We start from the raw sequence: 21,380 nt of genomic DNA, 5'->3' as shown, positions 1-21,380 counted from the left end.
CGGGCAACCGCAAACGATGCGGACAAGACACGCCGTGACCCGCGTAACGCTGCGCGGGTCACGGCGGATGTTCCGGACGTGGGCCGAATGCGATCCGATCGTGATCCGTTCGGACTACCGTGTATCCGACTGGAAACGGGCCCAGGCGAGAGGAGGCGACCTTGACGGACATCCGCGACAACGACGTGCGATTCTCCCTCCGGATTCTGAATGTCGCAGACAGCGCCCGCTACCTCGGCATCAGTGCGACCACGCTTGGCCGTTGGACAAAACCCGGCGACCGCGGGGACTCGCTCATCCACGTTCGTGAGGCTCCGTTGCGCAAGGCAAGCGTGCCGTTCATCGGGCTGACCGAAGCATTCGTGCTCAACGCGCTACGAGCCGCCGGGGTGCGCCTGCACAAGATCCGGCCCGCGCTCACCGAGCTACAGCGCCGCTTCGGCACCGAATACGCCCTCGTCTCGCCGAACCTGGCCACCGACGGGGTCAGCGTGCTGTGGGACTTCGCCCGCACCCACGAGGGCTCCGATCTCATCGACAGCAGCGGCCAGCACGTCTTCCGGGAGATCGTCTCCGACTACCTGCAATACGTGACCTGGGGCGAGGACCAACTGCCGACGCAGCTGCAGCTTCGCTGGGAGCCATCCAAGATCGTTGTGAATCCGCGTATCGCGTTCGGCCAGCCACGTTTCGGCGATTCCGGCCCCCGCGTGGCCGATGTCGCGGCGATGCTGAAGTCGGGCGAGACAGCTGAAGTGGTGGGGGATGAGTTCGGAATCTCGACCGAAGATGTCAGGACCGCCGCACGCATCCTCCTGGGCCGCGCCGCCTGAGTTCTACATCGACGAGAACTTCGCCGGCCGGACCCTGCGACGCGCGATCGAAGATCTCGGGTACTGCGTCCACACCCCCGCCAGGCTCTACGGCAGCCGCGCCAAGGCCCAAGGCACCCTGGACGAGGTGTGGCTGCGTGATGTCGGCAAGCACGGATGGGTGGCCATCGGCCGTGATACGACGATTCTGTCCGAACCGGACGAACTGGCCGCCTACAAGGCGGCGAAGATCCACATGTTCCTGTTCGACGGCAACGCCAATCGCGACGAACTGGTCCGCACCCTCCACGCGCTCTTGCGAGACATCTGCACCCACAGCTCCGCAGGCAAACCAACAGTATGGCGCGCTCACGGCGGCGATCACCCGAGACTCGAACAGCTCTAAGAGCCTCTGTACCGCTATAACAGCAGTCCAGGGGGTCGGGCTGCGAAAACACAGCACGTCGGCGCGTCAGCTGGACATTCGCTCGAGTGCCAGGCACGATGATCATGGAGGGGCACAGCTATGCCTCGATTCCCCAAATCCTCGCAGCGCGTCAACCCGGTGAATCATCGTCGCGGGCAAGCGCACCCACGATCCCGACACGGGTGAGGTGTCTGCTGCGCGCTGTGATCTCGACTCCCATCCAGGTTGCTCATGCCGCTCCCGATGGGACCTGCCCGGCACGATGCGCTGCGAACGCCGTCCGGATGACCGCCTTCTGCCGCTCTGACAGTGGCGGGCAGTTCTCCAGCTGACGCGCGATCCACTCGCGCTTGTCGGACTCGTACTGCTCCCGCAATGCGGAGGGCTCCGACGACGTAAGCATCTGGGCCACTTGGGATTCGGTGTATTTCAGACTTGGGTTCATGCCGCGACCTCGTCCGGCACGAGGTCTCGCATAGGACAGCTCAATGCCTTCGCGATCATCCCCAGTTCGACGCTCACCGAGCGCCACCCCGGCGCTGAAGGTACCGCCGACTACGCGGCGATAGCCCGTGCGGATCAGGCTTCGGGACGATCGCTGGGATGGCCATGAACTCGATGGCCGCCCGGATATCTCCTGCCGACATCGTCCAGGTGCGGCCGGACTTGTGGCCGGAGATCTGCCGGCCCCGCAACCGTTTCAGCAACCAGTCCTCGGTGACCCGAAGGCGCTCGGCGCTTTCGGCGAGGCTGTACAGCCTCAGATCGTCGAGTGGCATTGGCACAGACTCCGGTTAGCCGCAACGTCTCGCAGCACCTGCTTCTCGCTCGGCAGGGATCGGCTGAAGCGCTCCAAGTCTTCGGCGTCGATGAGGATCGTCGAGTTGAGGTACCGCGCAGCCAAGAGGCCCTGGCGGACGAGCCTGCGGAGGGTGGACTCCCCGATGCCGGTTACCTGATGGGCTTGGCGGATGTTGTAGGAGATCTGCTGCGGTGCGAATTCGGTAGTCATGCCGCTCCTTCTGGTGCACACGACTTGGCGTAGGACACCAGCTCGTCGTGGTCGAAGTAGGTGCGCTTGCCGTCGACGCGGCCGATGATCTTGCCGTCGGTCCGGAGCCGGTCCAGTTGCCGCAGGGAAATCGAAAGCATCTGCGCGGCGTCAGCTCTCGTGTAACGGATCCGCTCAGTCAACTCCCGCGCACATCCGAATTTATCGTTGATCGACTTATTTGCGCTGATCATGCGGCATGACTATCCACCTCAACATCGAAGATATCGATCATTCACCCGGCGTGGCGACCACATAGCAACCGTTGCATCACCTCGACCGACAGGAGAACCTGAATGGGAAGCGTCGACCTACCCATGCTGCTCACCATCGCCAAGATCGTCGTCGCAGTGCTGAGCCTGCTGGCGTAGCTCATGCCCACCCGGCCGCCCCGCCTGTGCAACAAGTGCCGCAAGCCGGCACCAGCAGGGTGGCGGTGCATATGCACACCGGCTTGGTCGGGCAGCAACGGCTACACCGGCAGCGGCAGCACCCGGCGATGGCGCAAGCTGCGAGCCGCGAAACTCACCGCCGATCCGATGTGCGAGCGGTGCGGGTGCCGGGCATTGGCCGTCGAGGTCGACCACATCGTCAACGTCGGATCTGGTGGTGACCGATACGACTGGGCCAATCTGCAATCGCTGTGCCACGACTGCCACGCGGCGAAGACGGCGAGCGAGACCCGCACCATCCCGACGCCGTCCTGACACTGCAAAACCGCAGTTCAGGGGGGTAAGGGGGTGCAAGTCTCTGACCTGCGGTTATAGGACCACGCCGCGGTAGCCTTCTTGCTCTCCGCTCAGAATCTCGAGGTCAGGGGGTTTTCATGGGTCGCACAGCTGCCCCCGCCTCGCTGCGGTTGATCGGTGGACGCTCGGAGGGCCGCGATTCGGGTGGCCGCGTAGTCGAGCCGCCGCCGGCGTTCCGTCGGATCCCTCCGAAGCCCCCGACGTGGCTGTCGCGGGAGGCGAAGGCCGAATGGAAGCGGATCGTCCCGGGCCTGTCCCGGCTGGATCTCCTCAAGGAGGAGGACAGGGCCGCGCTGACGGTCTACTGCGAGACCTGGGCACGGTTCGTCGAGGCGACGAAGGACGTGCACGCGAACGGATTCACGATTACGAACCGCACGATCCGCAAGGATGGCACCGAGTCGGAGTGGACGGCGAAGAATCCGGCCGTGGCCGTCGCGGAGACGGCGGCGGTCCAGCTGCGCGGCCTGGCGCAGGAGTTCGGACTGACGCCGTCGGCGGAGAGCAAGCTCGCCCGCACCCCCGATGGTGGCGGCGACGATGGCAACCCGTTCGAATAGTCCGAGCCCGCACGGCATCGAGCTGCCGAACGAGGATGAACTCGACCGGCTGAAGCTGTCCCCCGAGGTCGCCTGGTACCTACTCAGCCGTGGCATCCCGTTGCCGGACTGCCCGCCGCGGTGGAAGACGCCGGAGCCGCGCGACGTGCCGGGAGCCCGGTTCGACCCGGATCGGGTGGACAAGGTGCTCACCACCTTCCGGGCTCTGCGACACACGAAGGGGCGTCTCGCCGGCCAGCCGCTGGTGCCGGATCCGTGGCAGGTGGCCTACATCCTGGCGCCGACATTCGGGTGGATCCGCCTCGATGAGGACTTCGGGGTGTACGTACGAATCATCCGCACCCTGTACGTGGACGTGCCGCGCAAGAACGGTAAGAGCACGCTGTCCGGCGGCATCGGCATCTACCTGACCTGTGCTGACGGCGAAGAGGGCGCGCAGGTGATCACCGCGGCGACGCGGCTGGAGCAGGCGCAGTTCGTGTTCGCTCCGGTGAAGCAGCTAGCCGAGCAGTCGCCTGCGCTGCGTAAGCACACGACCGCCTACAAGGCGAAGATCGTCCACAACCGCACTGGCAGCTACTTCCAGCCGGTCGCGAACGCGGGTGATGCTCAGCACGGCGCCGACCTGCACGGCGGCATCGTGGACGAGTTGCACCTGCACAAGACCAATGACCTGGTCGAGGCGATCGAGACCGGTACCGGTTCCCGGACGCAGCCGTTGATCATGTTCATCACGACGGCGGACGCGAGCCGGAAAGAGACCACCTACGACCGGAAGCGGACGCTCGTCGAGCAGCTGGCCCGCAGCGCGTTGAAGGACGAAACCACCTTCGGCGTGATCTGGGCGGCGGACCCGAAGGCGGACCCGTTCGCCGAGGACACGCAGCGGTCGGCGAACCCCGGATTCGGGATCTCTCCGACGCGGGCGTTCCTGCGGCAGGCCGCGGTGAAGGCCCAGCAGTCACCGGCGGACCTCGCCAGCTACCTGCGGCTGCACCTCGGCATCCGCACGAAGCAGACGACGAAGTACCTCGACATCGACGCGTGGGATCGCAACGCCTCGATCGTGGACGAGCTGCGGCTGCATGGCCGGAAGTGCTACGGCGGACTGGATCTGGCCTCGACGAGCGACCTCTGCGCCCTGTGCTGGGTGTTCCCGGACGAGGCGCGCGGCGGCTATGACCTGCTGTGGAGGCTGTGGACACCTGAGGACAACATCGCGGCCCTCGACAAGCGGACCGCCGGCGCGGCGACCGCCTGGGTACGGTCCGGCGTCTTGGTCGCGACGCCCGGCAACGTCGCCGACTACGACTTCATCCAGACCGCGATCCTGCGCGACGCCGAGCTGTTCGACGTAGCCGAGATCGCCTACGACCGATGGAACTCGACTCAGCTGGTCAACAACCTGACCGCCGAGGGCGCGCCGATGGTGACGATCGGGCAGGGCTACGCCTCGCTGTCGTCGCCGACCAAGGAACTCCAGCGGCTGATCAACCTCGGCACCGAGGAGACGCCGATCCTGCGGCACGGCGGCAATCCGGCGGTGCGCTGGACTGTGGACAACTTCGCGGTGGCGATGGACCCGGCCGGAAACGTGAAGCCGGATAAGGCGAATGCCGCCGACAAGATCGACCCCGTCGCGGCCTTGATCATGGCACTCGCCCGTGCGATCGACGCCGGGCCCGAACAGCGCAGCGCTTACGAGACCGACGACCTGATGGTCGTGTGAGGAGGGGCCGAATGGGCTACGGCTACGTGGCACACCGCCGGGTGGTGGTGAATCTGCGCACCGGCCGCGCTATCGCGGGCGTCATCACGAAGTGGCGCGGCCCTTTCTACGTGCTGCGGGATGCCACAGTGCACGAGGGCGACCAGCAGGCGCCGGCCGACGGCGAGGTGCTGGTGGAGAAGTCCCATGTCGACTACATCCAGGCGCTTTGATGGCGTTCGTTGTGAGCGACGGCGCTATTCGGTCGCTGTCGCGGCCGGGGCAGCCCACATTGCCGCGGATGACGATCTCCGACGGTCGCACCATCGACTACTACGAGCTGTGGCGCACGCAGCCGGCCGTGCGCACGTGGGTGTCGTTCCTGGCGCGCAACATCGCTCAGCTCGGTGTCCACGTCTTCGACCGGGCGGGCGACACCGACCGGCGGCGGCTGCTCGAACACCCTGTCGCCCAGCTGTTCGAGCAGCCGAACCCGTGGACGACGCGATACCGGCTGATGGACGCGCTCGTGCACGACTACGCGATCTTCGACCGCGCGTACTGGTGGAAGACTCGCACCGCCGCAGGCAACGGCCTGGTCCGGCTGCCCCCGCCTCTGGTGTCTCCCAAGGGAGACAATTGGCTGACCCCCGACAAGTTCGAGGTGTCGGCCTCCAAGGGTAAGCGCGAGATCCCCGCCGACCAGATCGTCTACTTCCGCGGCTACTCCGGCACCGACGACTTCGGCACCTCGCCGATCGAAGCGCTACGCCAGACCCTCGCCGAGGAGTTCGCGGCCACCCGGATGCGGGAGCAGGTGCTGCGCAACGGCGCCCGGGTGTCGGGCTACCTGCAGCGGCCAGCCGAAGCGCCGCAGTGGTCGGACACCGCCCGGGAACGATTCCGTAAGGCGTGGCAGTCGCAGTACACCGGCAACGGCCCCGAGGTGGGTGGCACGCCGATCCTCGAGGATGGCATGACATTCGAAGGCGCCAGCCAGAACGCGAAGGAACTCCAGTACCTCGAGGTGCGCAAGCTCAGCCGGGAAGAGGTCGCCGCCGCGTACTTCATCCCGCCTCCGATGATCGGAATCCTCGACCACGCAACATTTTCCAACATCACCGAGCAGCACAAGATGCTGTACCAGGACACGCTGGGGCCGTGGCTGGCGATGCTGGCCGAGGAGTTCGCACTCCAGCTCATCCCGGATCTGACCGCCGGCAGTGAGCGCGTCTACGTCGAGTTCAACTTGCGGGAGAAGCTCACCGGTTCGTTCGAGGAACGCGCCGCACAGATGCAGACCGCGGTCGGTGGCCCGTGGATGACCGTCAACGAGGCTCGCGCCCTGGACAACCGGCCGCCGATCGAGGGCGGCGACGAACTGATCCGGCCCCTCAACATCACCCAGAACGGCGATGACGAGCCCGTGCCTGCCGAGCCCGCTGACGAGGAACAGGGCGCCGACGAGCCCGAAGACGAGGACCAGGAGGACGCACCGTGAACACGAAGTCGTGCGCCGTGAAGATCAAGGCCGGGCCGGAATCCGGGCTCGCGGAGGGCGAGTTCATCGCCTACGCCTCGGTGTTCGGCAACAAGGACTCCTACGGCGACGTGGTTCAGCAGGGCGCGTTCACCGACACCCTCGAAGCCTGGACGGCGAAGGACAACCCGATCCCGCTGCTGTGGGGGCACAACACCGCGGACCCGGATTTCAACCTCGGGCATGTCGTCGAAGCAACCGAGGACGATCACGGTCTGAAGGTGCACGGGCAGCTGGACATGCAGTCGCCGAAGTCGGCGCAGGTGTATCGGCTGCTGAAATCGGGGCGCGTGAACCAGATGAGCTTCGCGTACAGCATCGTCGAGGGGGAGTGGGTCGAGCCGGTCGGCGAGGACAAGACCTACCGGGACGCCTACTACTCGCTGATCAAGCTGGATCTGTTCGAGGTTTCCATCGTGCCGATCGGCGCGAACCAGGAGACGGAGATCCTCGCGGTGAAGACGGCCGCCGCCGGGCTGCGGGCGAAGGCCGGGCGCGTGCTGAGCGCGAAGAACGAGAACGCGATCCGTGATGTGAAGTCACAGCTCGAGGAAGCCGCCGAGGCCCTCGATTCCGTTCTCGCCGCAGTGGGCGAGAGCAACGACGACGAGCAGGAACAGACCAGCGGTAAGGAACCGTCCCCGAGGAAGTCCGGCCAGACTTCCGCCGGTCAGACCACGCCGAATCCGGTCGTCTCCCTGGCGTCCTTGGATGCGCTCGCATTCGAAATCGAGTGCAGCGCATAGCCATTCAACGACCAGGAGGAACCCATCATGATGACCAAGACCAAGCTCGGCGAGCTGCAGAAGGCAGCGCAGGAGCAGGTGACCCGCGCTCGCGAGGTCGCCGAGAAGGCGCAGAGCGAGTCGCGGGAGATGACCGCCGACGAGCAGGGCACCTACACCGAGGCGATGGCCAAGGGCGGCGAGCTGCTGGAGCAGATCAAGGTCGCCAAGCGCGATCTGGAGATCCTCGACGAGGCCAAGAGCCTGGCCCAGGAGATCGGGGAGCCCGCCGTCGACGACGTCGACGCGCAGGGCCGCCCGCCGGTCCGGGAGCGCGTGAAGTCCCTCGGCCTGCAGGTCGTCGACTCGATCGAGTTCAAGAACGCCCTCGCGCCGTACAAGGGCGGGTACGTGCCCGAGCGGTCGCGGTTCCAGACCGACCCGATCGCCGTCAAGGGCCTGTTCGTGGGCGGCTCGGACACTTCGGCCGGCGCGTTCGTGGTCAACGAGCAGTCCGGCATCGTCGAGCCGCTGGGCCGCAAGGAACTGACCATCCGCGATCTCGTGTCGGTGCGTCGCACCGGCTCGGACGCTGTGGAGTACGTGGCGCAGACCAGCCACACCAACAACGCGGCACCGGTGGCGGAAGCGACCAGCTCCGCCTCACCGACGTCGGACCCGGAGACCGGCGCTGTGGTGCTGCCGTCCGGCGGCGGTTACAAGCCCGAGGGCGCGTGGGCGTACGAGCGCAAGGTCGCGGTGGTGAAATCTCGCCCGCGCCGTGCGCGCGACGCAACGAAACCGCCCCGGTCCCACAAGGACTGGGGCGGTTTTCGCATGTCCGGAGTTAGCCGATGACGGCAACTACATCCAGCGCACCCGGGGATGACACGACGACCGTCAGCCGCCGATGCCCATCCGTGCCAGCGCCCAGTCGGTGGCGGCGTCGCGGTCGCCGGGCGCGATACTGCGTGTGCTGTGTGTCGGCGGGGTGATGAGCGGGAACCGGCGGGCCCCGGTGGTCGGGCGCACCGCCCACCCCCAACCAGGTTCGCGCCGGACAACCCAGGACCGTCCGGGGCCGCGGTGTGGCCGCAGCAGCGTTTTCGCGGGTATGAGCAGGTTCTTGTCGATCCAGAACCGCAGGCTCGGTGTCATGGTGGCTGTCCTCAGCACTGGATGATTGCGTGGCTGGACGTGCGGCTGTGCGAGAGCGTTCGTCCGTCGGGAGCAGTCTCCCACATGGCGGCGACACCCTGCCATGCTCCGTTCTCGCACGGTGCCCAGGTGGCGATGTTGACGCGCGGTCGTGGGATCTGGTCGCTCTGCTCTGCGCCCTGGACGATCCAGCGGCCACCGCGCCGGTATTCGAGGGTGAGGGAGATGTGGAACCGATACAGCTCCCGGTCGGGTCTGCATTCGGTGTACCCGCCGACGATCACGGCCGCGGGTTCCTTCAGGTACGGGAATCCCTCATAGAACACGAAGTCGCATGCCGGCCACGGATCGGCGGACGCGGGCGGCGCGGCGGTCATGGATGCTGCCGCTCCGGTCAGGACGGCCGCTGTCGCGGCGAGAATGGCGTTGAATCGCATGGTGTTTCCCCCTTGTGCGCGGGAATCGCACGGGATCAGAATCTCATCGATGTCACTGCGTGTGCAACCGAAACATGTTGCAGCCCAAGCAATTTAGTGGCTACCCCCTTCGCTCGGTCCAAGCTCATTTGCTGCACTGTGGCGGGATCTGCCGCCGCCCGGCCGTGGTGATCCGCCATACCTGTGCCTGCCAATGCCGGGCCCGCCCGACCTGGCCCACCCAGCCGCGTTCGCGCATCGTCGCGATCGTTGTGTGCACCCGGTCCGGACTGAGCTTGATGTCCTCTCCGATGGCGCCGCAGTCGCGGGGCGCCCCGTCCGCGAGCAGTTGCAGGATCTGCTGCTGCCGTCTGCCGGTGCCGCATCTCACCGCGGTTACTTCCCGATCTCCGCGGATGGACCGCCGGCGTGCTGGGCGCAGACGGCGTGCCCGCCCTTGGTGAGCTGCCAGCGCCGCGCGCCGTACCGGTCGTTGCGTCCGGCTACTCGCACCCACCGGTGTTTCTCCATCCGGCCGATGACCTGCTGGACGCCCACGAGCGGGATATCGGTCTCGCGGGCGATGGTGGCGCAGTCGCGTGGTGTGCCGTCGGCGAGCAGGCGCAGGATGAGCTGCTGGCGCCGCCCGCCACCCCGCCTCACCGCGCCCTCGGCCGCATCCGGCCGGCCTCGACGAGCACCCGCCGCGCCTCGCGTTTCCGTGCGCAGTCGGCAGACCGGCAGTCGACGTGCTGCTGCATGATGGCGTGCGCCTGCGGGATCGTCGGCGGCCGTCCTGGCGCGGCGTGCGTGTAGGGGACCACGTACACCGTGTCGTCCCACCGCCGCTGCGGCGGATGCGGATCGAGGGTGCGGGCGGACTGCACGATCGGCAGGTCGCTACGCGGATAGGTGAGGTCGGCGTGGAGGATCAGCACCAGCACGGCGACCCCGATCAGGATGACGATGGCCGCCGCCCAGGCGGTGGCACTCACATCCACCACCTCGATCCGGTGCGCGGGGTCACCGCGTCGGGCGTGATCAGGTCGGCGTGGTCGGCGATCGCCGATCCCAACCCGTTGGTGTGGTCGGCGATCATCACCACGGCGTCGGCGTCGTAGTGGCGGATGCGCTCGAAGAGGATGTACAGCCAGTGATCGGTGCGTGGGAAGGCCCCCACGGTCTGGACGAGGTCGAGTCCGTGCTTCTTCGCCAGCAATTCGAGTTCGGCCCGAGCGGTGTCCTCGTCGTCGACGAGCGGCAGGCACAGCAGCCCGACAGCCTTGCCGGTCACCGCTGCCGCCTGGGGGTGGAGACGGCGCCGGGGTCCATGACGACCCGGTAGCCGATGAACGGGCAGTCGCCGGGCACGAGCCCGTTGTGGCGGGTGATCCGGCCGTGCTCGTCCAACGGCACCATCGTGCCCGGATGGCAAAACCGTGACGGGCATCCGACCTGGGACAGGTTGCCCGCGCCGTCCATGACGGCCACCGCGCACGCCGATGCGTAGATCCAGGGGCCGCCTACCGGGCCGGTCATGCTGCACCGCCGCTCGTGGTGAGGCCGAGGCCGATCACCTCGACGGCGGGATTCAGGCGGTCGAACACCAGGCCGCCGCCCGCGACGGTGACGATCTTGGCCCGCAGGCGGATCACTTCGTCGATGCCGTCGATGTGGCTGAGGCCGGGCACGATCACCGCGTCCGCGCCGGTGCGGCGCAGCTCCCGCAGGATCGTGACCAGCGGCGCTTCCCAGGTCGGATCGAGCGCGATCACCGTGTCGTCGACGGCGTAGCCGAGCCGTATGCCGGTGTCGGTCATCTGCTGTTCATCGCGGTCGCGGGCGCCGGTCAGGTCTGGCCGGATGCAGCGAATTGCGAGCCGCCCTTGCGTTGTGGCGTCTGGTTCCATGGTTCCGCCTCGTGTTCCTGGTGTGAGGGCACCCGCGCCGGAAGCTTTCCCCGAAATGTCCTGCCAATCAGGACAAATCCCGGGCGAGTGACGTAGTACTCCCGATGGTTCGCGCGTCGCGATTTCTTCGGAACCTCGTGCCCGGGACGTTGGCGGACGTTACGCTGCGGATCAAACGTCCCGAACGTCCCTGGGGGTCATGATGTCGTTGCAGTCGGCTCCGAACGAACGTCTTCGCGCTGCCATCGCAGACGCCGGTGTCACGACCGAGGCACTGGCCGGGCATGTTGGCCTCGACCCGAAGAGCGTCCACCGCTGGGTCACCAAAGGTGTTGTTCCGCGGCGCGGAGCTGCCCATAAGGCCGCTGAGCTACTCGGAGTTACGGTCGGGTTCCTGTGGCCGGAGCTGGGTACGTCACCAAGCCAGGCCGCGCAACAGGAGATCGTCGACGTCTACCCGCATCGCTCTGACACACCTCGCCGCTTGTGGCTGGATCTGTTGTCGGGCACTGAATCCGAGCTGTGGCTGTTTGCGAACGCCAGCCTGTTCCTGCCAGAGCAGAACCCCGAGTCGATCGAACTGATTCGGCGCAAGGCCGAGAAAGGCGTTCGTGTGCGCATTCTGCTCGGGGATCCGGACTCGCCTGAAATGGATCTGCGAGGCGAGGAGGAGAGGCTCTACGAAGCGATACCCGCGCGGATTCGCATGGCCCTCACCTACTACAGCCCCCTTGTCGGGGTCCCCGGCGTCGAGTTCCTGCTGCACCGCACGTGCCTCTACAACTCGATCTTCCGATACGACGATCAGATGTTGATCAATCAGCACGTCTACGGCACCTACGGGTACATGGCCCCGATCCTGCACCTGCGCCGAATCCAGGGCGGCGACTTCTTCGACATGTATGTCCGAAGCTTCGAACGAGTGTGGGAAACCGCTTCGCCGATCACGGATTCCACGTTCTGGAGCATGTACTCACGCGCGAACCTCAAGCCCCCAGTGTCTGCTTGATCGTCGCGAGAAACGCGGCAGTATCGGTGAGATCGGGCAACACCACATCAGCCCCGGCCTCGACGAGGGTGCCTATGGTGTCGCTGCCGGTGGCGACAGCGAAAACCTTGGCGCCCCCATCGAGTCCGGCTCGTACGTCGTTCGGTGTGTCACCGACAAGCACGGTGTTGTCACGGGTGAACGACACCCCATACTTCTCAGCCGCACGCTGCTGGGCGATACCAACCAAGCTGGCGCGGACCTCGTCATCCGAGCCGAATGCCCCGATCGCCCAGTCCAGCGGAGGTCCCGCCAACCCGAAAGTGTCGAGTTTCGTGAAGGCGTTGGGTTGAATGTTCCCCGTGAGCACCGACTGAACAATGTCGTCCAGCTGCGCGAGGGAGTCCAGCGCCTCCCGGACACCAGGTAACGCGCGGCCTCGGGCAGCGAGGTCGGGCCTGCGTGCCGACAACGATCGCTCCAGAGCGTTGAAGATCGGGGCATTGTCGTCGGGAAGCGACGTCCCGTGGAGGGCCGCCAGATCGCGCATGATCAGCGCGTCGGTGCTGCCGCCAGTACGCGGCCGGTGTTCGACGCGCCTGTCGGTAAGCAGTTCGAAAGCGCCGGCATACGCGTCCTTCGACACCCCGCCGTTGGCGATCATCGTGTTGTCCACGTCCCACAGGACAAGCATCAGCCCCACCCGAGGAAGCCTACGTGCCCTCGCGACGGTTTGCCCGAGCGCTTGAGCCCGCACGGACGAGAACTGCCGGTCTGCGCACGTGTTGACCCGGTCAACACGTCCCGAGTAAATTGCAGGTCACCCCAGCGCCGAGATTCACTCGAATGCGTTGAGAAGCAGGTGAGAGCGGGTAAGTACCGGACGTCGGTCGGGTTCGAATCCCTCCGCCACCGCCAGAGCCCTTGGCTTGCAATAGCAGGTCAGGGGCTTTTTCAGTCCATAACCCGGCTGCGGTACGACCGGATCAGGATCGCCCCGGCGAGCACGACGGCCCCGCCGAGGGCGATCGGCCACCCGATGTGTTGCTGCCGTGCTGCCCGGTCGTAACACTGTCCGGTGATGCTCTCGTACGGGGTGCCCGGGTGCAGGACGCGGTGGGCGAAGTCGACACTTTCGGCGTGGCTCGTGTCGACCCGGAATGCGCTACCGCAGGCGATAGGACGCCCGGACGTGGCGGGGTCCTCGAGGCTGATGGGCAACCACAGCACGACCGAGCCGCCGATGGCGGCGAGAGTGCCGACGATCGCGGCGGAGAGACGCAGGCTCATGGACGTAACTTCCGCCGGAGGCCCCCCGACGTTACGGTAGCGGGTCTGCGAGAGAGGTTCCGGCAGAACCACTCTCGGCGCACGCAATTCCCGCACCCGGAGGGTGGCCGCACTTCAGCCTGTCCAGCTGTTCCCGGTGCTCGTCGACAGCAAAGGCGATCTCGGTCCGGGCCGTGTCACGATGCCCCGACGTACTCGGCGATGTTTTCGTCGATGCAGTGTTCCTGTTCTGCGCCTCGCGCTCGGGCTGGGTGCGACAATGTGCTTCGTTCTCGTCGGTCGGTCGAACGTTCGTCGCCATAACCGCACCGTACTGCGGTAGTACCGGCGCATCCGGTGCCCATGCCGTCACGCGGCGTCGGACTTCTCGTGCCGGGTGGCCTCGGCGAAGATGCGCAGGCTCTCGGCGACCTTGGCGGACATGATGTTGAGCTGCTCGGCGGACAGGTCGGTGCTGGTGGCCGCGGCGGTGGCGAGATTGTCGCGGACCTGTTCCAGCCACTGATGCGCGAACTGGATTCGGCGGTTGGGAGGCATGCCGCCACACTACTCCGGTTCGAACGTAAGTTCGATAGGCGAAGGCGTGTCGGATGTGGCCGACGGGTGCGGACGCCAAGATCATCGGTACGTTGGAGGCCGTGGACCTACGGATCTTCACCGAACCTCAGCAGGGTGCGACCTACGATGACCTCCTCCGCGTCGCCAAGACGACCGAGGACGCCGGCTTCGGCGCGTTCTTCCGCTCCGACCACTACCTGAAAATGGGCGGCGTGTCCGGGCTGCCGGGCCCCACCGACGCCTGGATCACGCTGGCCGGGCTGGCGCGGGAGACCTCCCGCATCCGGCTGGGCACGCTGGTCACCGCCGCTACCTTCCGGCACCCGTCGGTGCTGGCGATCTCGGTGGCGCAGGTCGACCAGATGTCCGGCGGCCGTATCGATTTCGGTTTCGGCGCCGGTTGGTTCGAGAGCGAGCACACCGCGTACGGCATTCCGCTGCCGGAGCTGCGGGAGCGGTTCGACCTGTACACCGAGCAGCTCGAGGTGATCACCGGACTGTGGGAGACGCCGGAGGGTGGCACGTTCGACTACGTCGGCAAGCATTACGAGCTGGCGGATTCTCCGGCGCTGCCCAAGCCGGCCCAGCGGCCGCGGCCGCCGGTGATCATCGGCGGCGGCGGGAAGAAGCGCACGCCGGCGCTGGCGGCTCGGTTCGCCCAGGAGTTCAACCTGCCGTTCGTCGACTCCGCCACGGCCGCAGCGCAATTCGATCGGGTCGACGCCGCGGCGCGGGAGATCGGCCGCGATCCGGGCGAGATCACCCGCTCGGTCGCGCAGGTGCTGTGCGTCGGCCGCGACGACGCCGAGATCGCCCGCCGCGCTGCCGCCATCGGCCGCGAGGTCGCCGAGCTGAAGCAGAACGGGCTGGCCGGCACCCCGGCGGAGGTGGTCGACAAGATCGCCCGCTACCGCGAGGCCACCGGCATCACCCGGCTCTATCTCCAGGTACTGGACCTGTCGGACCTGGACCACCTGGAACTGGTCGCCGCCGAGGTCGCTCCGCAGCTGCGCTGAGGGCATCGACCGGTCCCGGGTCCCGGTGTGCTCTCGGCACGTCACCCCGACGTGTACTCGGCGGTTCCCCGTCATCCCGGCATGCATTCGGCGGGTTCCCGCCGGAATGACGGCGGGTGAAGCATGCCGGAGTGACAGGGTGAAGCGTGCCGGAGTGACAGGGTGAAGCGTGCCGGAGTGACAGGTGCCGGAACGACAGTGCCGGTTGGCCGGTGCTATGGCCCGACCGGCACTGTCCGATCCTGCTCGTCGGCCCGGTTCAGCTCGCGCAGCCGCGCGCCCTCCACGTCGATGTCCGGCACGATCTTGCTGAGCCAGCCCGGAATCCACCAGGCCCACTTGCCCATCAGGATCAGCAGCGACGGGATGAGCACCATCCGGACGAGGAAGGCGTCGAACAGCACGCCGGCGGCCAGGGCGAAGCCCATCGACTTCGCGGTGGTGTCGGACTCCAGGATGAACGAGCCGAAGACGAAGATCATGATGATCGCCGCGGAGGTGACCACCCGGGCGCCGTGGTGATAGCCCTTGATCACCGCCTCCCTGGGCGATTCGCCGTGCACGAACTCCTCGCGCATGCGGGTCACCAGGAACACCTGATAGTCCATGGCCAGGCCGAACACCAAGCCGATCAACATGATCGGCAGGAAGCTCACGATCGGTCTCGGTTCGGAGATCAGGCCGAGCGCGCCGTCCTGGAAGATCAGCACGGTGGCGCCGAAGGTGGCCGCCATCGACAGCAGGAACCCCAGCGCGGCGGTCAGCGGCACCAGCACCGACCGGAACACCGCGATCAGCAGCAGGAACGCCGCGCCGGCGACGATCGCCAGATAGGGCACGATCTTGCTGAGCAGGGCATGGTCGACGTCGGCGTAAATGGCCGTGGTGCCGGTGATTCCGTACTCGATGCCGTACCGCGACCGCAGGGTCGACTCCGCGTCGCGGGCCTCGCGGACGAGGTCCTTGGTGTCCTGATTGTTCGGGCCGGTCTTCGGGATCGCGTTCAGCAGCGCACCGGCGCCGTCCTGGCTGAGCTGCGGCTCGGTGACGTAATCCATATTCGGATAGCCGGCCAGTTCGTCGCGCAGCGCCTGCACCGCGGCGGGCCGCTGATCCGGGGCGACGTTGCCGAGTTCGGCGACCACCATCAGCTTGCCGTTGCTCCCCTCGCCGAACCCCTCGGTGCGCAGGTCGTAGGCCTTCCGGATGGTGGTGTCCTTCGGCATGCTGTCCTCGCCGGGCAGCCCGAGCTGCAGATGGGTGGCGGGGCCGGCGGCCAGCGCGAGCACGATGACGCTCAGCACCAGCGCCACCGCCGGGGCTTTGCCGATCAGCCGCGCCGCCCGGGTGCCGTTGGTGACGATGGTGTCGTCCTCGGGATCGTGCTGGGCGATCCCGGGCAGCTTCGGCTTGAACAGCACGCGGCCGAGCGCGCCCAGCAGCGCCGGCATCAGCGTGATGGCGGTGAGCACCGCGAACGCGCCCGCCAGCGCGCCGCCCAGGCCCATGAAGGTCAGGAACTCGATCCCGACGATGGCGAGCCCGACCAGTGCGATGATCACCGTCCCGCCGGCGAACACGACCGCCGATCCGGCCGTGCCCAGGGCCGTCCCCGCCGCCGCCTCGGCCGAATCCTGCACGGCCAGTTCGTGTTTGTAGCGCGAGACGATGAACAGCGCGTAGTCGATGGACAGCGCGATGCCGATCATCGAGGCCAGGAAGGTGGTGAAGCTGGGGATCGTCAGGAACGACGTGCCCAGCATGATCACCGACATGGTCACGCCCAGCCCCACGAGCGCGGTGACGATCGGCACGAAGGCGGCGACGATCGCGCCGAAGGCGATGATCATGACGATCAGCGCGAAGCCCATGCCGATCATCTCGGCCTTGCCGCTGGGCTGCTCCTGCTCCATCGCGATGGTGCCGTCGAGTTCGACGGTGAGCCCGGCGGCGCGGGCCCCGTCGGCGATGTCGTAGGCGGCCTTGCGATCGTCGGCGGTGACATCGGTGAACTGTGTGATGGTGAACGGAACCGTCAGCACCGCAACGGAATCCGGGTCGGTCTTGTTCAGCACGTTCAGCGGCGCGCTGCTGCACTCGGAGGAGAACGCCCCGGAATCCCGTTCGGGCGCAAGGCATCCCATCTGTTCGCTGGCGGCGATCGGGTCCTGCGGAGGCGTGGCGTGATCGACGATGCCGAGGGTGCCGATATCGGCGATCAGCTGCCGCACGGCCGCGTGGTTGGCCGGATCGGTGAGTTTCTGCCCGGCGGGCGCCGCGATGACGTAGGTGCCGGTGACGGCGTCGAACTGGAACGCCTGCGACATGCCCGGGAAGTGCTGGTCGAGGATGTGCGTGGCGCGCTCGGACGGCAGGTTCGGAATGCTGAAGTCGTTGCTCATCGGCTTGCTGAGCTGGCCTCCGAGGCCGCCGATCACGAGGAACAGCACGATCCAGACGGGTAGGACGATCCACTTGCGGCGGAACGCGAACCTGCCCCACCGGTACAGATAAACGGACACGAGCGTCTCCTTGCGGTCTGTGAGCCGTGCTGTTCGAAACGCGTGCTGTTCGAAACGCTCCGACCACCGACCGGAGCGGCAGATCCTCGAGCTGGAGAGCTATCCCGAGTCTGGTGGGTAGTCGCTTCAAGATCAAGGGCATCGCCACCTCGAACTCGATCGACGCTCGAGCTCTGGGACACAGCCCCGGAATGCCGTCGGCCCCCAACCCGACACGGGCTGGGGGCCGACGTTCTCGTGCGGACCGGTGTGCTCAGCCGACCGGAACGGGTTCCTTCTCGGCCTCGGCGTCACGGTTGCGCTGCTGCAGTTCGCGCAGCTTGGTGCCCTCGACGTCGATATTCGGCAGGATCCGATCGAGCCACCGCGGAATCCACCAGGCCCACTTGCCCATGAGCACCAGCAGCGACGGGATCAGCACCATCCGGACGATGAACGCGTCGAACAGCACGCCGGCGGCCAGGGCGAAGCCCATCGACTTCGCGGTGGGGTCGGATTCCATCATGAAGCCGCCGAACACCGAGATCATGATGATCGCGGCCGACGTCACCACCCGCGCGCCGTGATGATAACCGGCGACCATGGCGTCCTTCGGCGACTTGCCCTGCACGTATTCCTCGCGCATGCGGGTCACCAGGAACACCTGGTAGTCCATCGCCAGGCCGAACACCAGGCCGATCAGGATGATCGGCAGGAAGCTGACGATCGGATGCTGCTCCCCGATCAGGCCCAGCTTGTCCTGCTGGAAGACCAGGACGGTGGCGCCGAAGGTGGCCGCCATCGACAGCAGGAAGCCGAGCGCGGCGGTCAGCGGCACCAGGATCGACCGGAACACGAGCACCAGCAGGATGAACGCGGCCGCCGCGACGATGGCCATGTACGGCACGATCTTGCCGAGCAGGGCGTTGGACACGTCGGCGTAGATCGCGGTCGTGCCGGTGATGCCGTACTCCATCCCGTACTGCGACTTGAAGTCCGTCTCCGCTCCGCGGGCCTGCTTCACCAGGTCCTGGGTGGCCTCCTCGTTCGGTCCCGTCTCGGGGAACGCCATCAGCTGGGCGCCGGTGCTGTTCGCGAAGTCGGGGGGCTGCTGCGGACCGGGGACGTTGGTCGACGCCGCGGTGACGAAGTCCATGCCGTCGTAGGCGGCCAGCTTGTCGCGCAGCGCGGTCACGGCCTGTTCCCGTTGGGCCGGGGCCACATCGGTGAGGTCGGCGACGACGGTCAGGATGCCGTTGCTGCCCTCGCCGAAGCCCTCGGTACGCAGGTCGTAGGCCTTGCGGACGGTGGAGGACTGCGGCTGGCTGTCCTCGCCGGGCAGGCCCAGGCTGAGGTTCACCGCCGGGGCGGCCAGCAGGCCCAGCACCACGACGCTCAGCGCCAGCGTCACCGCCGGGGCCTTGCCGATCAGCCGGCCGAGGCGCATGCCGTTGGTGACCGAGTTCTCGTCGTCGGGATCGTGCTTGGCCACCACCGGCAGTTTCGGCCTGAACAGGAACCGCCCGAACGCGCCCATCAGCGCCGGCAGCAGGGTCAGCGCGACGAGGATGGCGAAGGCCGCGGCGAGCGCGCCGCCCAGGCCCATCCAGGTCAGGAAGTCGACGCCCACGATGCCCAGGCCGCACAGCGCGATGATCACGGTCAGGCCGGCGAAGACCACCGCCGAACCGGCCGTGCCGATCGCGGTACCGGCCGCCTCCTCGGGCGAATCCTGTACCGCCAGTTCGTGTTTGTAGCGGGAGACGATGAACAGGGCGTAGTCGATGGACAGCGCGATGCCGATCATCGACGCCAGGATCAGGGTGAAGCTCGGGAGTTCGGCGACCGAACTGCCCATCATGATCAGCGCCGAGGCCGACCCGACGCCGACTATGCCGGTGAGAATCGGCACGAAGGCGGCGATCAGCGCGCCGAAGGCGACCATCATCACGAGGAAGGCGACGGCGTAACCGATCATCTCGGCCTTGCCGCTGGACTGTATCTGCTCCTGCGCGATCGAGCCGCTCAGCTCGACGGTGAGCCCGGCGTTGCGCGCCTCGTCCGCCACGTCGTAGGCCGCGGTGCGGTCCGCCTCGGTGATGTCGGAGAAGGACTTCACGGCGAACGGGGCCTGGACGTAGGCGACGGTGTCCGCGTTGCCCTCGCCGAGCACGTTCAACGGTGCGAGACCGCATGTGGAGACGAAGGCCGGGTCGTTGCGGTCACCGGTGAGGCAGCCCATCTTCGAGGTGGCCTCGATCGGGTCGGTCAGCGACTTGGGCTGATCGGGCGTGCCGTGGTCGATGAGATCGAGCTGGTTGAGCCGCTGGACCAGGGCCGTCACGGCCGAGTGATTCGCGGGGTCGGTGAGCTTCTGCCCCGCGGGCGCCGCGATCACGTACGTGCCGGTGACGGCATCGAAACCGAACTGCTTCGACGCCCCGGGGAACTTCTCGTCGAGGATGTCGGTGGCCCGCTGCGACGGCAGGTCGGGCATGTTGAAGTTGTCTTTGGTCTGCTTCTGCAGGCTGACCCCGAGCCCTCCGAGTATCAGGACGATCAGTAGCCAAGCCGGTAACACGATCCATTTCCGGCGGAAGGCGAACTTGCCCCACCGGTACAGGTATACGGACACGACTGGGTTCTCCTAGCGATAACGGGGTGTGTGGGTTGTGGGTTGTGCCGGGTTCAGGACCCCCCGTGACAGCACTGGACAGCACTCTCCGCAGTCGCCGCGTTGCGACCGCCTCCACCTGACGTTTTCTGCCTACCGTGCGGTAGGTAGACTACCGATCGATAAACGGAGGAACAACCTCAGTATGCAGGGTTCCCGCGGCTCGGCCGGATCGTGATGAGAGGATCGTCCCATGCGCGCTCGTCGTAGTTCCGGAAGCGTTATCGCAGGTGGGAGCACCAAGGATGCGATTCTAGAGGCCGCGATCCGGCTCATTTCGACCAAAGGGTTCGATCATACGAGCCTGCGCGAGGTCGCAGATGCGGTAGGAATCACAAAAGCCTCCCTCTACTATCACTACGACTCGAAGAAGGCTCTGCTGCTGGCGATCCTCGAACCGATATTCGACGACCTCAACGCGGTCGTGGACGGTCTGGACGAAGTGGCCTACGGCCCCAGGGGAATTCGCGAGGTGCTGACACGGCAGCTGCACGCGCTGCTGCGGCACCGCACCGCGGGCGCGATGTGCGTGCGGGACGGAGTCGCCATCCTGAACGCCATCGGGGACCAGCGCTATCCCGATATCGTCGGCATCCATCGGGAGCTGAGTTCCTGGCTGTCCGGGCCCGATCCCACGCCGGAGCGGACGCTGCGGGCGAGCGCGGCGCTGGAGGTGCTCGGCACCGCGCTGTGGTCCACGGAGCTGAACCTCGACACCGACGACGAGCTGATCGAGCGGGTGCTGCTGGACGCCGCGCTCGGTGTGCTGGGTGCCGGTGTGGATCCGGCGGCTGGGAGCGGCCGTGCACATCAGCGCTAGGGTCGACTACGCGGTCCGGATCCTGCTGGAAATCGCTCGCGCACAAGCGGATTCGGTCAAGGCCGACGTGCTCTCCGCAGCCCAGGCGATCCCGCCCAAGATCCTCGAGTCGACGGCGGCCGAGCTGCGGCGCGCCGGGCTGGTGACGAGCCGTCGCGGCCCCGACGGCGGCTATCGTCTGGCGCGGCCGGCCACCGAGATCAGCGTCGCCGACGTGATCCGCGCGATGGAGGGACCGCTGGCCTCGGTGCGCGGGGAACGGCCGGAGGACGTGCGCTACGCCGGCGCCGCCGAGCCGCTGCAGCGGGTGTGGATCGCGTTGCGGGTCAACATCCGAGCCGTGCTCGAACGGGTGTCGATCGCGGAGATCGCGGTGGACGAACTGCCGGCCTTCGTCGGCGAACTGACCGATGACCCGGGGGCCTGGCAGCGGCGGCCCGGACCGCCCGCCTGACCTTGCGCCGAGTAGCTGCCCGA

The 21,380-nt window shown here is 67.0% G+C and carries 28 protein-coding genes; 13 read left to right on the top strand and 15 right to left on the bottom strand.

All coding sequences use genetic code 11. The annotated features are described in order from the left end of the window. Window positions 1–161: 161 nt before the first annotated feature. The gene (locus D892_RS0110325) at window positions 162–833 is read left to right on the top strand and encodes a DUF433 domain-containing protein (RefSeq protein WP_024801163.1); all 672 of its coding nucleotides are present in this window, start codon (window positions 162–164) and stop codon (window positions 831–833) included. Beyond that, on the top strand, window positions 790–1,218 hold the full coding sequence (locus D892_RS45010; RefSeq protein ID WP_024801162.1) for a hypothetical protein: 429 nt from the start codon (window positions 790–792) through the stop codon (window positions 1,216–1,218). The genes D892_RS0110325 and D892_RS45010 overlap by 44 nt, the downstream gene beginning before the upstream one ends. 781 nt (window positions 1,219–1,999) lie before the next feature. Here the strand turns inward: D892_RS45010 and D892_RS0110305 are convergent. Then, window positions 2,000–2,251 (bottom strand): helix-turn-helix domain-containing protein, encoded by a 252-nt coding sequence (locus D892_RS0110305; protein ID WP_024801159.1) that lies wholly within the window; start codon window positions 2,249–2,251, stop codon window positions 2,000–2,002. Continuing rightward, window positions 2,248–2,484, bottom strand: coding sequence for a helix-turn-helix domain-containing protein (locus tag D892_RS49575; RefSeq protein WP_024801158.1), 237 nt, complete (start codon window positions 2,482–2,484; stop codon window positions 2,248–2,250). The genes D892_RS0110305 and D892_RS49575 overlap by 4 nt, the downstream gene beginning before the upstream one ends. A 180-nt stretch (window positions 2,485–2,664) precedes the next feature. On the opposite strand from D892_RS49575, the gene D892_RS49570 reads away from it, so the two are divergent. The 7 genes from D892_RS49570 to D892_RS0110255 all read left to right on the top strand — a co-directional run bounded on the left by D892_RS49570 (window position 2,665) and on the right by D892_RS0110255 (window position 8,430). Beyond that, complete coding sequence (locus D892_RS49570; protein ID WP_051499037.1) at window positions 2,665–2,997, top strand: HNH endonuclease signature motif containing protein; 333 nt, start codon at window positions 2,665–2,667, stop codon at window positions 2,995–2,997. Window positions 2,998–3,116: 119 nt separating this feature from the next. Next, complete coding sequence (locus D892_RS0110280) at window positions 3,117–3,599, top strand: phage terminase small subunit P27 family (protein WP_024801156.1); 483 nt, start codon at window positions 3,117–3,119, stop codon at window positions 3,597–3,599. Beyond that, complete coding sequence (locus D892_RS0110275) at window positions 3,580–5,328, top strand: terminase large subunit (RefSeq protein ID WP_051499590.1); 1,749 nt, start codon at window positions 3,580–3,582, stop codon at window positions 5,326–5,328. The genes D892_RS0110280 and D892_RS0110275 overlap by 20 nt, the downstream gene beginning before the upstream one ends. A gap of 11 nt (window positions 5,329–5,339) precedes the next feature. After that, complete coding sequence (locus D892_RS40845; protein WP_036566892.1) at window positions 5,340–5,540, top strand: hypothetical protein; 201 nt, start codon at window positions 5,340–5,342, stop codon at window positions 5,538–5,540. Then, complete coding sequence (locus D892_RS0110265) at window positions 5,540–6,808, top strand: phage portal protein (RefSeq protein WP_024801154.1); 1,269 nt, start codon at window positions 5,540–5,542, stop codon at window positions 6,806–6,808. The genes D892_RS40845 and D892_RS0110265 overlap by 1 nt, the downstream gene beginning before the upstream one ends. After that, window positions 6,805–7,593 carry an HK97 family phage prohead protease gene (locus tag D892_RS0110260; RefSeq protein ID WP_024801153.1) on the top strand — a complete coding sequence of 263 codons (789 nt, stop codon included), beginning with the start codon at window positions 6,805–6,807 and terminating at the stop codon, window positions 7,591–7,593. Before D892_RS0110265 ends, D892_RS0110260 begins: the two co-directional genes overlap by 4 nt. Before the next feature lie 27 nt (window positions 7,594–7,620). Continuing rightward, window positions 7,621–8,430 (top strand): phage major capsid protein, encoded by an 810-nt coding sequence (locus D892_RS0110255; protein ID WP_084161012.1) that lies wholly within the window; start codon window positions 7,621–7,623, stop codon window positions 8,428–8,430. 42 nt (window positions 8,431–8,472) lie between these two features. On the opposite strand, the gene D892_RS0110250 is transcribed toward D892_RS0110255, so the two are convergent. The 8 genes from D892_RS0110250 to D892_RS0110215 all read right to left on the bottom strand — a co-directional run bounded on the left by D892_RS0110250 (window position 8,473) and on the right by D892_RS0110215 (window position 11,056). Then, window positions 8,473–8,730, bottom strand: a complete 258-nt coding sequence (locus tag D892_RS0110250) for a hypothetical protein (protein ID WP_024801151.1) — start codon at window positions 8,728–8,730, stop codon at window positions 8,473–8,475. Between the two features lie 11 nt (window positions 8,731–8,741). After that, the gene (locus D892_RS0110245) at window positions 8,742–9,167 is read right to left on the bottom strand and encodes a hypothetical protein (RefSeq protein ID WP_024801150.1); all 426 of its coding nucleotides are present in this window, start codon (window positions 9,165–9,167) and stop codon (window positions 8,742–8,744) included. Between the two features lie 124 nt (window positions 9,168–9,291). Further along, complete coding sequence (locus D892_RS0110240) at window positions 9,292–9,537, bottom strand: hypothetical protein (protein ID WP_024801149.1); 246 nt, start codon at window positions 9,535–9,537, stop codon at window positions 9,292–9,294. Window positions 9,538–9,542: 5 nt separating this feature from the next. Next, window positions 9,543–9,809, bottom strand: a complete 267-nt coding sequence (locus D892_RS0110235) for a hypothetical protein (protein WP_024801148.1) — start codon at window positions 9,807–9,809, stop codon at window positions 9,543–9,545. Next, window positions 9,806–10,141, bottom strand: coding sequence for a hypothetical protein (locus D892_RS0110230; protein WP_156959450.1), 336 nt, complete (start codon window positions 10,139–10,141; stop codon window positions 9,806–9,808). Before D892_RS0110230 ends, D892_RS0110235 begins: the two co-directional genes overlap by 4 nt. Continuing rightward, window positions 10,138–10,440 (bottom strand): hypothetical protein, encoded by a 303-nt coding sequence (locus D892_RS0110225; protein ID WP_024801146.1) that lies wholly within the window; start codon window positions 10,438–10,440, stop codon window positions 10,138–10,140. Before D892_RS0110225 ends, D892_RS0110230 begins: the two co-directional genes overlap by 4 nt. Continuing rightward, on the bottom strand, window positions 10,437–10,685 hold the full coding sequence (locus D892_RS0110220; RefSeq protein WP_024801145.1) for a hypothetical protein: 249 nt from the start codon (window positions 10,683–10,685) through the stop codon (window positions 10,437–10,439). Before D892_RS0110220 ends, D892_RS0110225 begins: the two co-directional genes overlap by 4 nt. Further along, entirely contained in the window at window positions 10,682–11,056 is a 375-nt protein-coding gene (locus tag D892_RS0110215) for a hypothetical protein (protein ID WP_156959449.1), read from the bottom strand. The genes D892_RS0110220 and D892_RS0110215 overlap by 4 nt, the downstream gene beginning before the upstream one ends. Before the next feature lie 199 nt (window positions 11,057–11,255). On the opposite strand from D892_RS0110215, the gene D892_RS0110210 reads away from it, so the two are divergent. Further along, window positions 11,256–12,065 carry a hypothetical protein gene (locus D892_RS0110210; RefSeq protein ID WP_024801143.1) on the top strand — a complete coding sequence of 270 codons (810 nt, stop codon included), beginning with the start codon at window positions 11,256–11,258 and terminating at the stop codon, window positions 12,063–12,065. Here D892_RS0110210 and D892_RS0110205 read toward each other — a convergent pair. The 3 genes from D892_RS0110205 to D892_RS0110195 form a co-directional block, all read right to left on the bottom strand. Then, entirely contained in the window at window positions 12,043–12,738 is a 696-nt protein-coding gene (locus D892_RS0110205; RefSeq protein WP_024801142.1) for an HAD hydrolase-like protein, read from the bottom strand. The two genes, D892_RS0110210 and D892_RS0110205, sit on opposite strands and share 23 nt — an antisense overlap. Before the next feature lie 260 nt (window positions 12,739–12,998). Next, window positions 12,999–13,334, bottom strand: coding sequence for a hypothetical protein (locus D892_RS0110200; RefSeq protein WP_024801141.1), 336 nt, complete (start codon window positions 13,332–13,334; stop codon window positions 12,999–13,001). Between the two features lie 348 nt (window positions 13,335–13,682). After that, the gene (locus D892_RS0110195; RefSeq protein WP_024801140.1) at window positions 13,683–13,871 is read right to left on the bottom strand and encodes a DUF6374 family protein; all 189 of its coding nucleotides are present in this window, start codon (window positions 13,869–13,871) and stop codon (window positions 13,683–13,685) included. A gap of 101 nt (window positions 13,872–13,972) precedes the next feature. On the opposite strand from D892_RS0110195, the gene D892_RS0110190 reads away from it, so the two are divergent. Next, window positions 13,973–14,908 (top strand): LLM class F420-dependent oxidoreductase, encoded by a 936-nt coding sequence (locus D892_RS0110190; protein WP_024801139.1) that lies wholly within the window; start codon window positions 13,973–13,975, stop codon window positions 14,906–14,908. 215 nt (window positions 14,909–15,123) lie between these two features. Here D892_RS0110190 and D892_RS0110185 read toward each other — a convergent pair whose 3' ends face one another. Both D892_RS0110185 and D892_RS0110180 read right to left on the bottom strand, forming a co-directional pair. Continuing rightward, complete coding sequence (locus D892_RS0110185) at window positions 15,124–17,430, bottom strand: MMPL family transporter (protein WP_024801138.1); 2,307 nt, start codon at window positions 17,428–17,430, stop codon at window positions 15,124–15,126. Between the two features lie 253 nt (window positions 17,431–17,683). Beyond that, window positions 17,684–20,044, bottom strand: a complete 2,361-nt coding sequence (locus D892_RS0110180) for an MMPL family transporter (RefSeq protein ID WP_024801137.1) — start codon at window positions 20,042–20,044, stop codon at window positions 17,684–17,686. A 232-nt stretch (window positions 20,045–20,276) separates the two neighbouring features. Between D892_RS0110180 and D892_RS0110175 the strand changes: the two genes are divergently transcribed. Then, window positions 20,277–20,903: a TetR/AcrR family transcriptional regulator gene (locus tag D892_RS0110175; protein ID WP_024801136.1), complete on the top strand. Its 627-nt coding sequence runs from the start codon at window positions 20,277–20,279 to the stop codon at window positions 20,901–20,903. After that, the gene (locus D892_RS0110170) at window positions 20,887–21,357 is read left to right on the top strand and encodes an Rrf2 family transcriptional regulator (protein WP_024801135.1); all 471 of its coding nucleotides are present in this window, start codon (window positions 20,887–20,889) and stop codon (window positions 21,355–21,357) included. Before D892_RS0110175 ends, D892_RS0110170 begins: the two co-directional genes overlap by 17 nt. Window positions 21,358–21,380: the final 23 nt, after the last annotated feature.

The organism is Nocardia sp. BMG51109 (genome assembly GCF_000526215.1).
GTDB lineage: Bacteria > Actinomycetota > Actinomycetes > Mycobacteriales > Mycobacteriaceae > Nocardia.
This window is presented reverse-complemented; position numbering and strand designations above follow the sequence as displayed.

What these genes read in the sequence shown, in the direction of transcription:
- D892_RS45010 (WP_024801162.1), top strand. Translation starts at nt 790, where the DNA reads ATGTCAGGACCGCCGCACGCATCCTCCTGGGCCGCGCCGCCTGAGTTC.
- D892_RS0110305 (WP_024801159.1), bottom strand. Translation starts at nt 2,251, where the DNA reads ATGACTACCGAATTCGCACCGCAGCAGATCTCCTACAACATCCGCCAA.
- D892_RS49575 (WP_024801158.1), bottom strand. Translation starts at nt 2,484, where the DNA reads ATGATCAGCGCAAATAAGTCGATCAACGATAAATTCGGATGTGCGCGG.
- D892_RS49570 (WP_051499037.1), top strand. Translation starts at nt 2,665, where the DNA reads ATGCCCACCCGGCCGCCCCGCCTGTGCAACAAGTGCCGCAAGCCGGCA.
- D892_RS0110280 (WP_024801156.1), top strand. Translation starts at nt 3,117, where the DNA reads ATGGGTCGCACAGCTGCCCCCGCCTCGCTGCGGTTGATCGGTGGACGC.
- D892_RS0110275 (WP_051499590.1), top strand. Translation starts at nt 3,580, where the DNA reads ATGGCAACCCGTTCGAATAGTCCGAGCCCGCACGGCATCGAGCTGCCG.
- D892_RS40845 (WP_036566892.1), top strand. Translation starts at nt 5,340, where the DNA reads ATGGGCTACGGCTACGTGGCACACCGCCGGGTGGTGGTGAATCTGCGC.
- D892_RS0110265 (WP_024801154.1), top strand. Translation starts at nt 5,540, where the DNA reads ATGGCGTTCGTTGTGAGCGACGGCGCTATTCGGTCGCTGTCGCGGCCG.
- D892_RS0110255 (WP_084161012.1), top strand. Translation starts at nt 7,621, where the DNA reads ATGATGACCAAGACCAAGCTCGGCGAGCTGCAGAAGGCAGCGCAGGAG.
- D892_RS0110250 (WP_024801151.1), bottom strand. Translation starts at nt 8,730, where the DNA reads ATGACACCGAGCCTGCGGTTCTGGATCGACAAGAACCTGCTCATACCC.
- D892_RS0110245 (WP_024801150.1), bottom strand. Translation starts at nt 9,167, where the DNA reads ATGCGATTCAACGCCATTCTCGCCGCGACAGCGGCCGTCCTGACCGGA.
- D892_RS0110220 (WP_024801145.1), bottom strand. Translation starts at nt 10,685, where the DNA reads ATGACCGGCCCGGTAGGCGGCCCCTGGATCTACGCATCGGCGTGCGCG.
- D892_RS0110215 (WP_156959449.1), bottom strand. Translation starts at nt 11,056, where the DNA reads ATGGAACCAGACGCCACAACGCAAGGGCGGCTCGCAATTCGCTGCATC.
- D892_RS0110210 (WP_024801143.1), top strand. Translation starts at nt 11,256, where the DNA reads ATGATGTCGTTGCAGTCGGCTCCGAACGAACGTCTTCGCGCTGCCATC.
- D892_RS0110205 (WP_024801142.1), bottom strand. Translation starts at nt 12,738, where the DNA reads ATGCTTGTCCTGTGGGACGTGGACAACACGATGATCGCCAACGGCGGG.
- D892_RS0110200 (WP_024801141.1), bottom strand. Translation starts at nt 13,334, where the DNA reads ATGAGCCTGCGTCTCTCCGCCGCGATCGTCGGCACTCTCGCCGCCATC.
- D892_RS0110195 (WP_024801140.1), bottom strand. Translation starts at nt 13,871, where the DNA reads ATGCCTCCCAACCGCCGAATCCAGTTCGCGCATCAGTGGCTGGAACAG.
- D892_RS0110175 (WP_024801136.1), top strand. Translation starts at nt 20,277, where the DNA reads ATGCGCGCTCGTCGTAGTTCCGGAAGCGTTATCGCAGGTGGGAGCACC.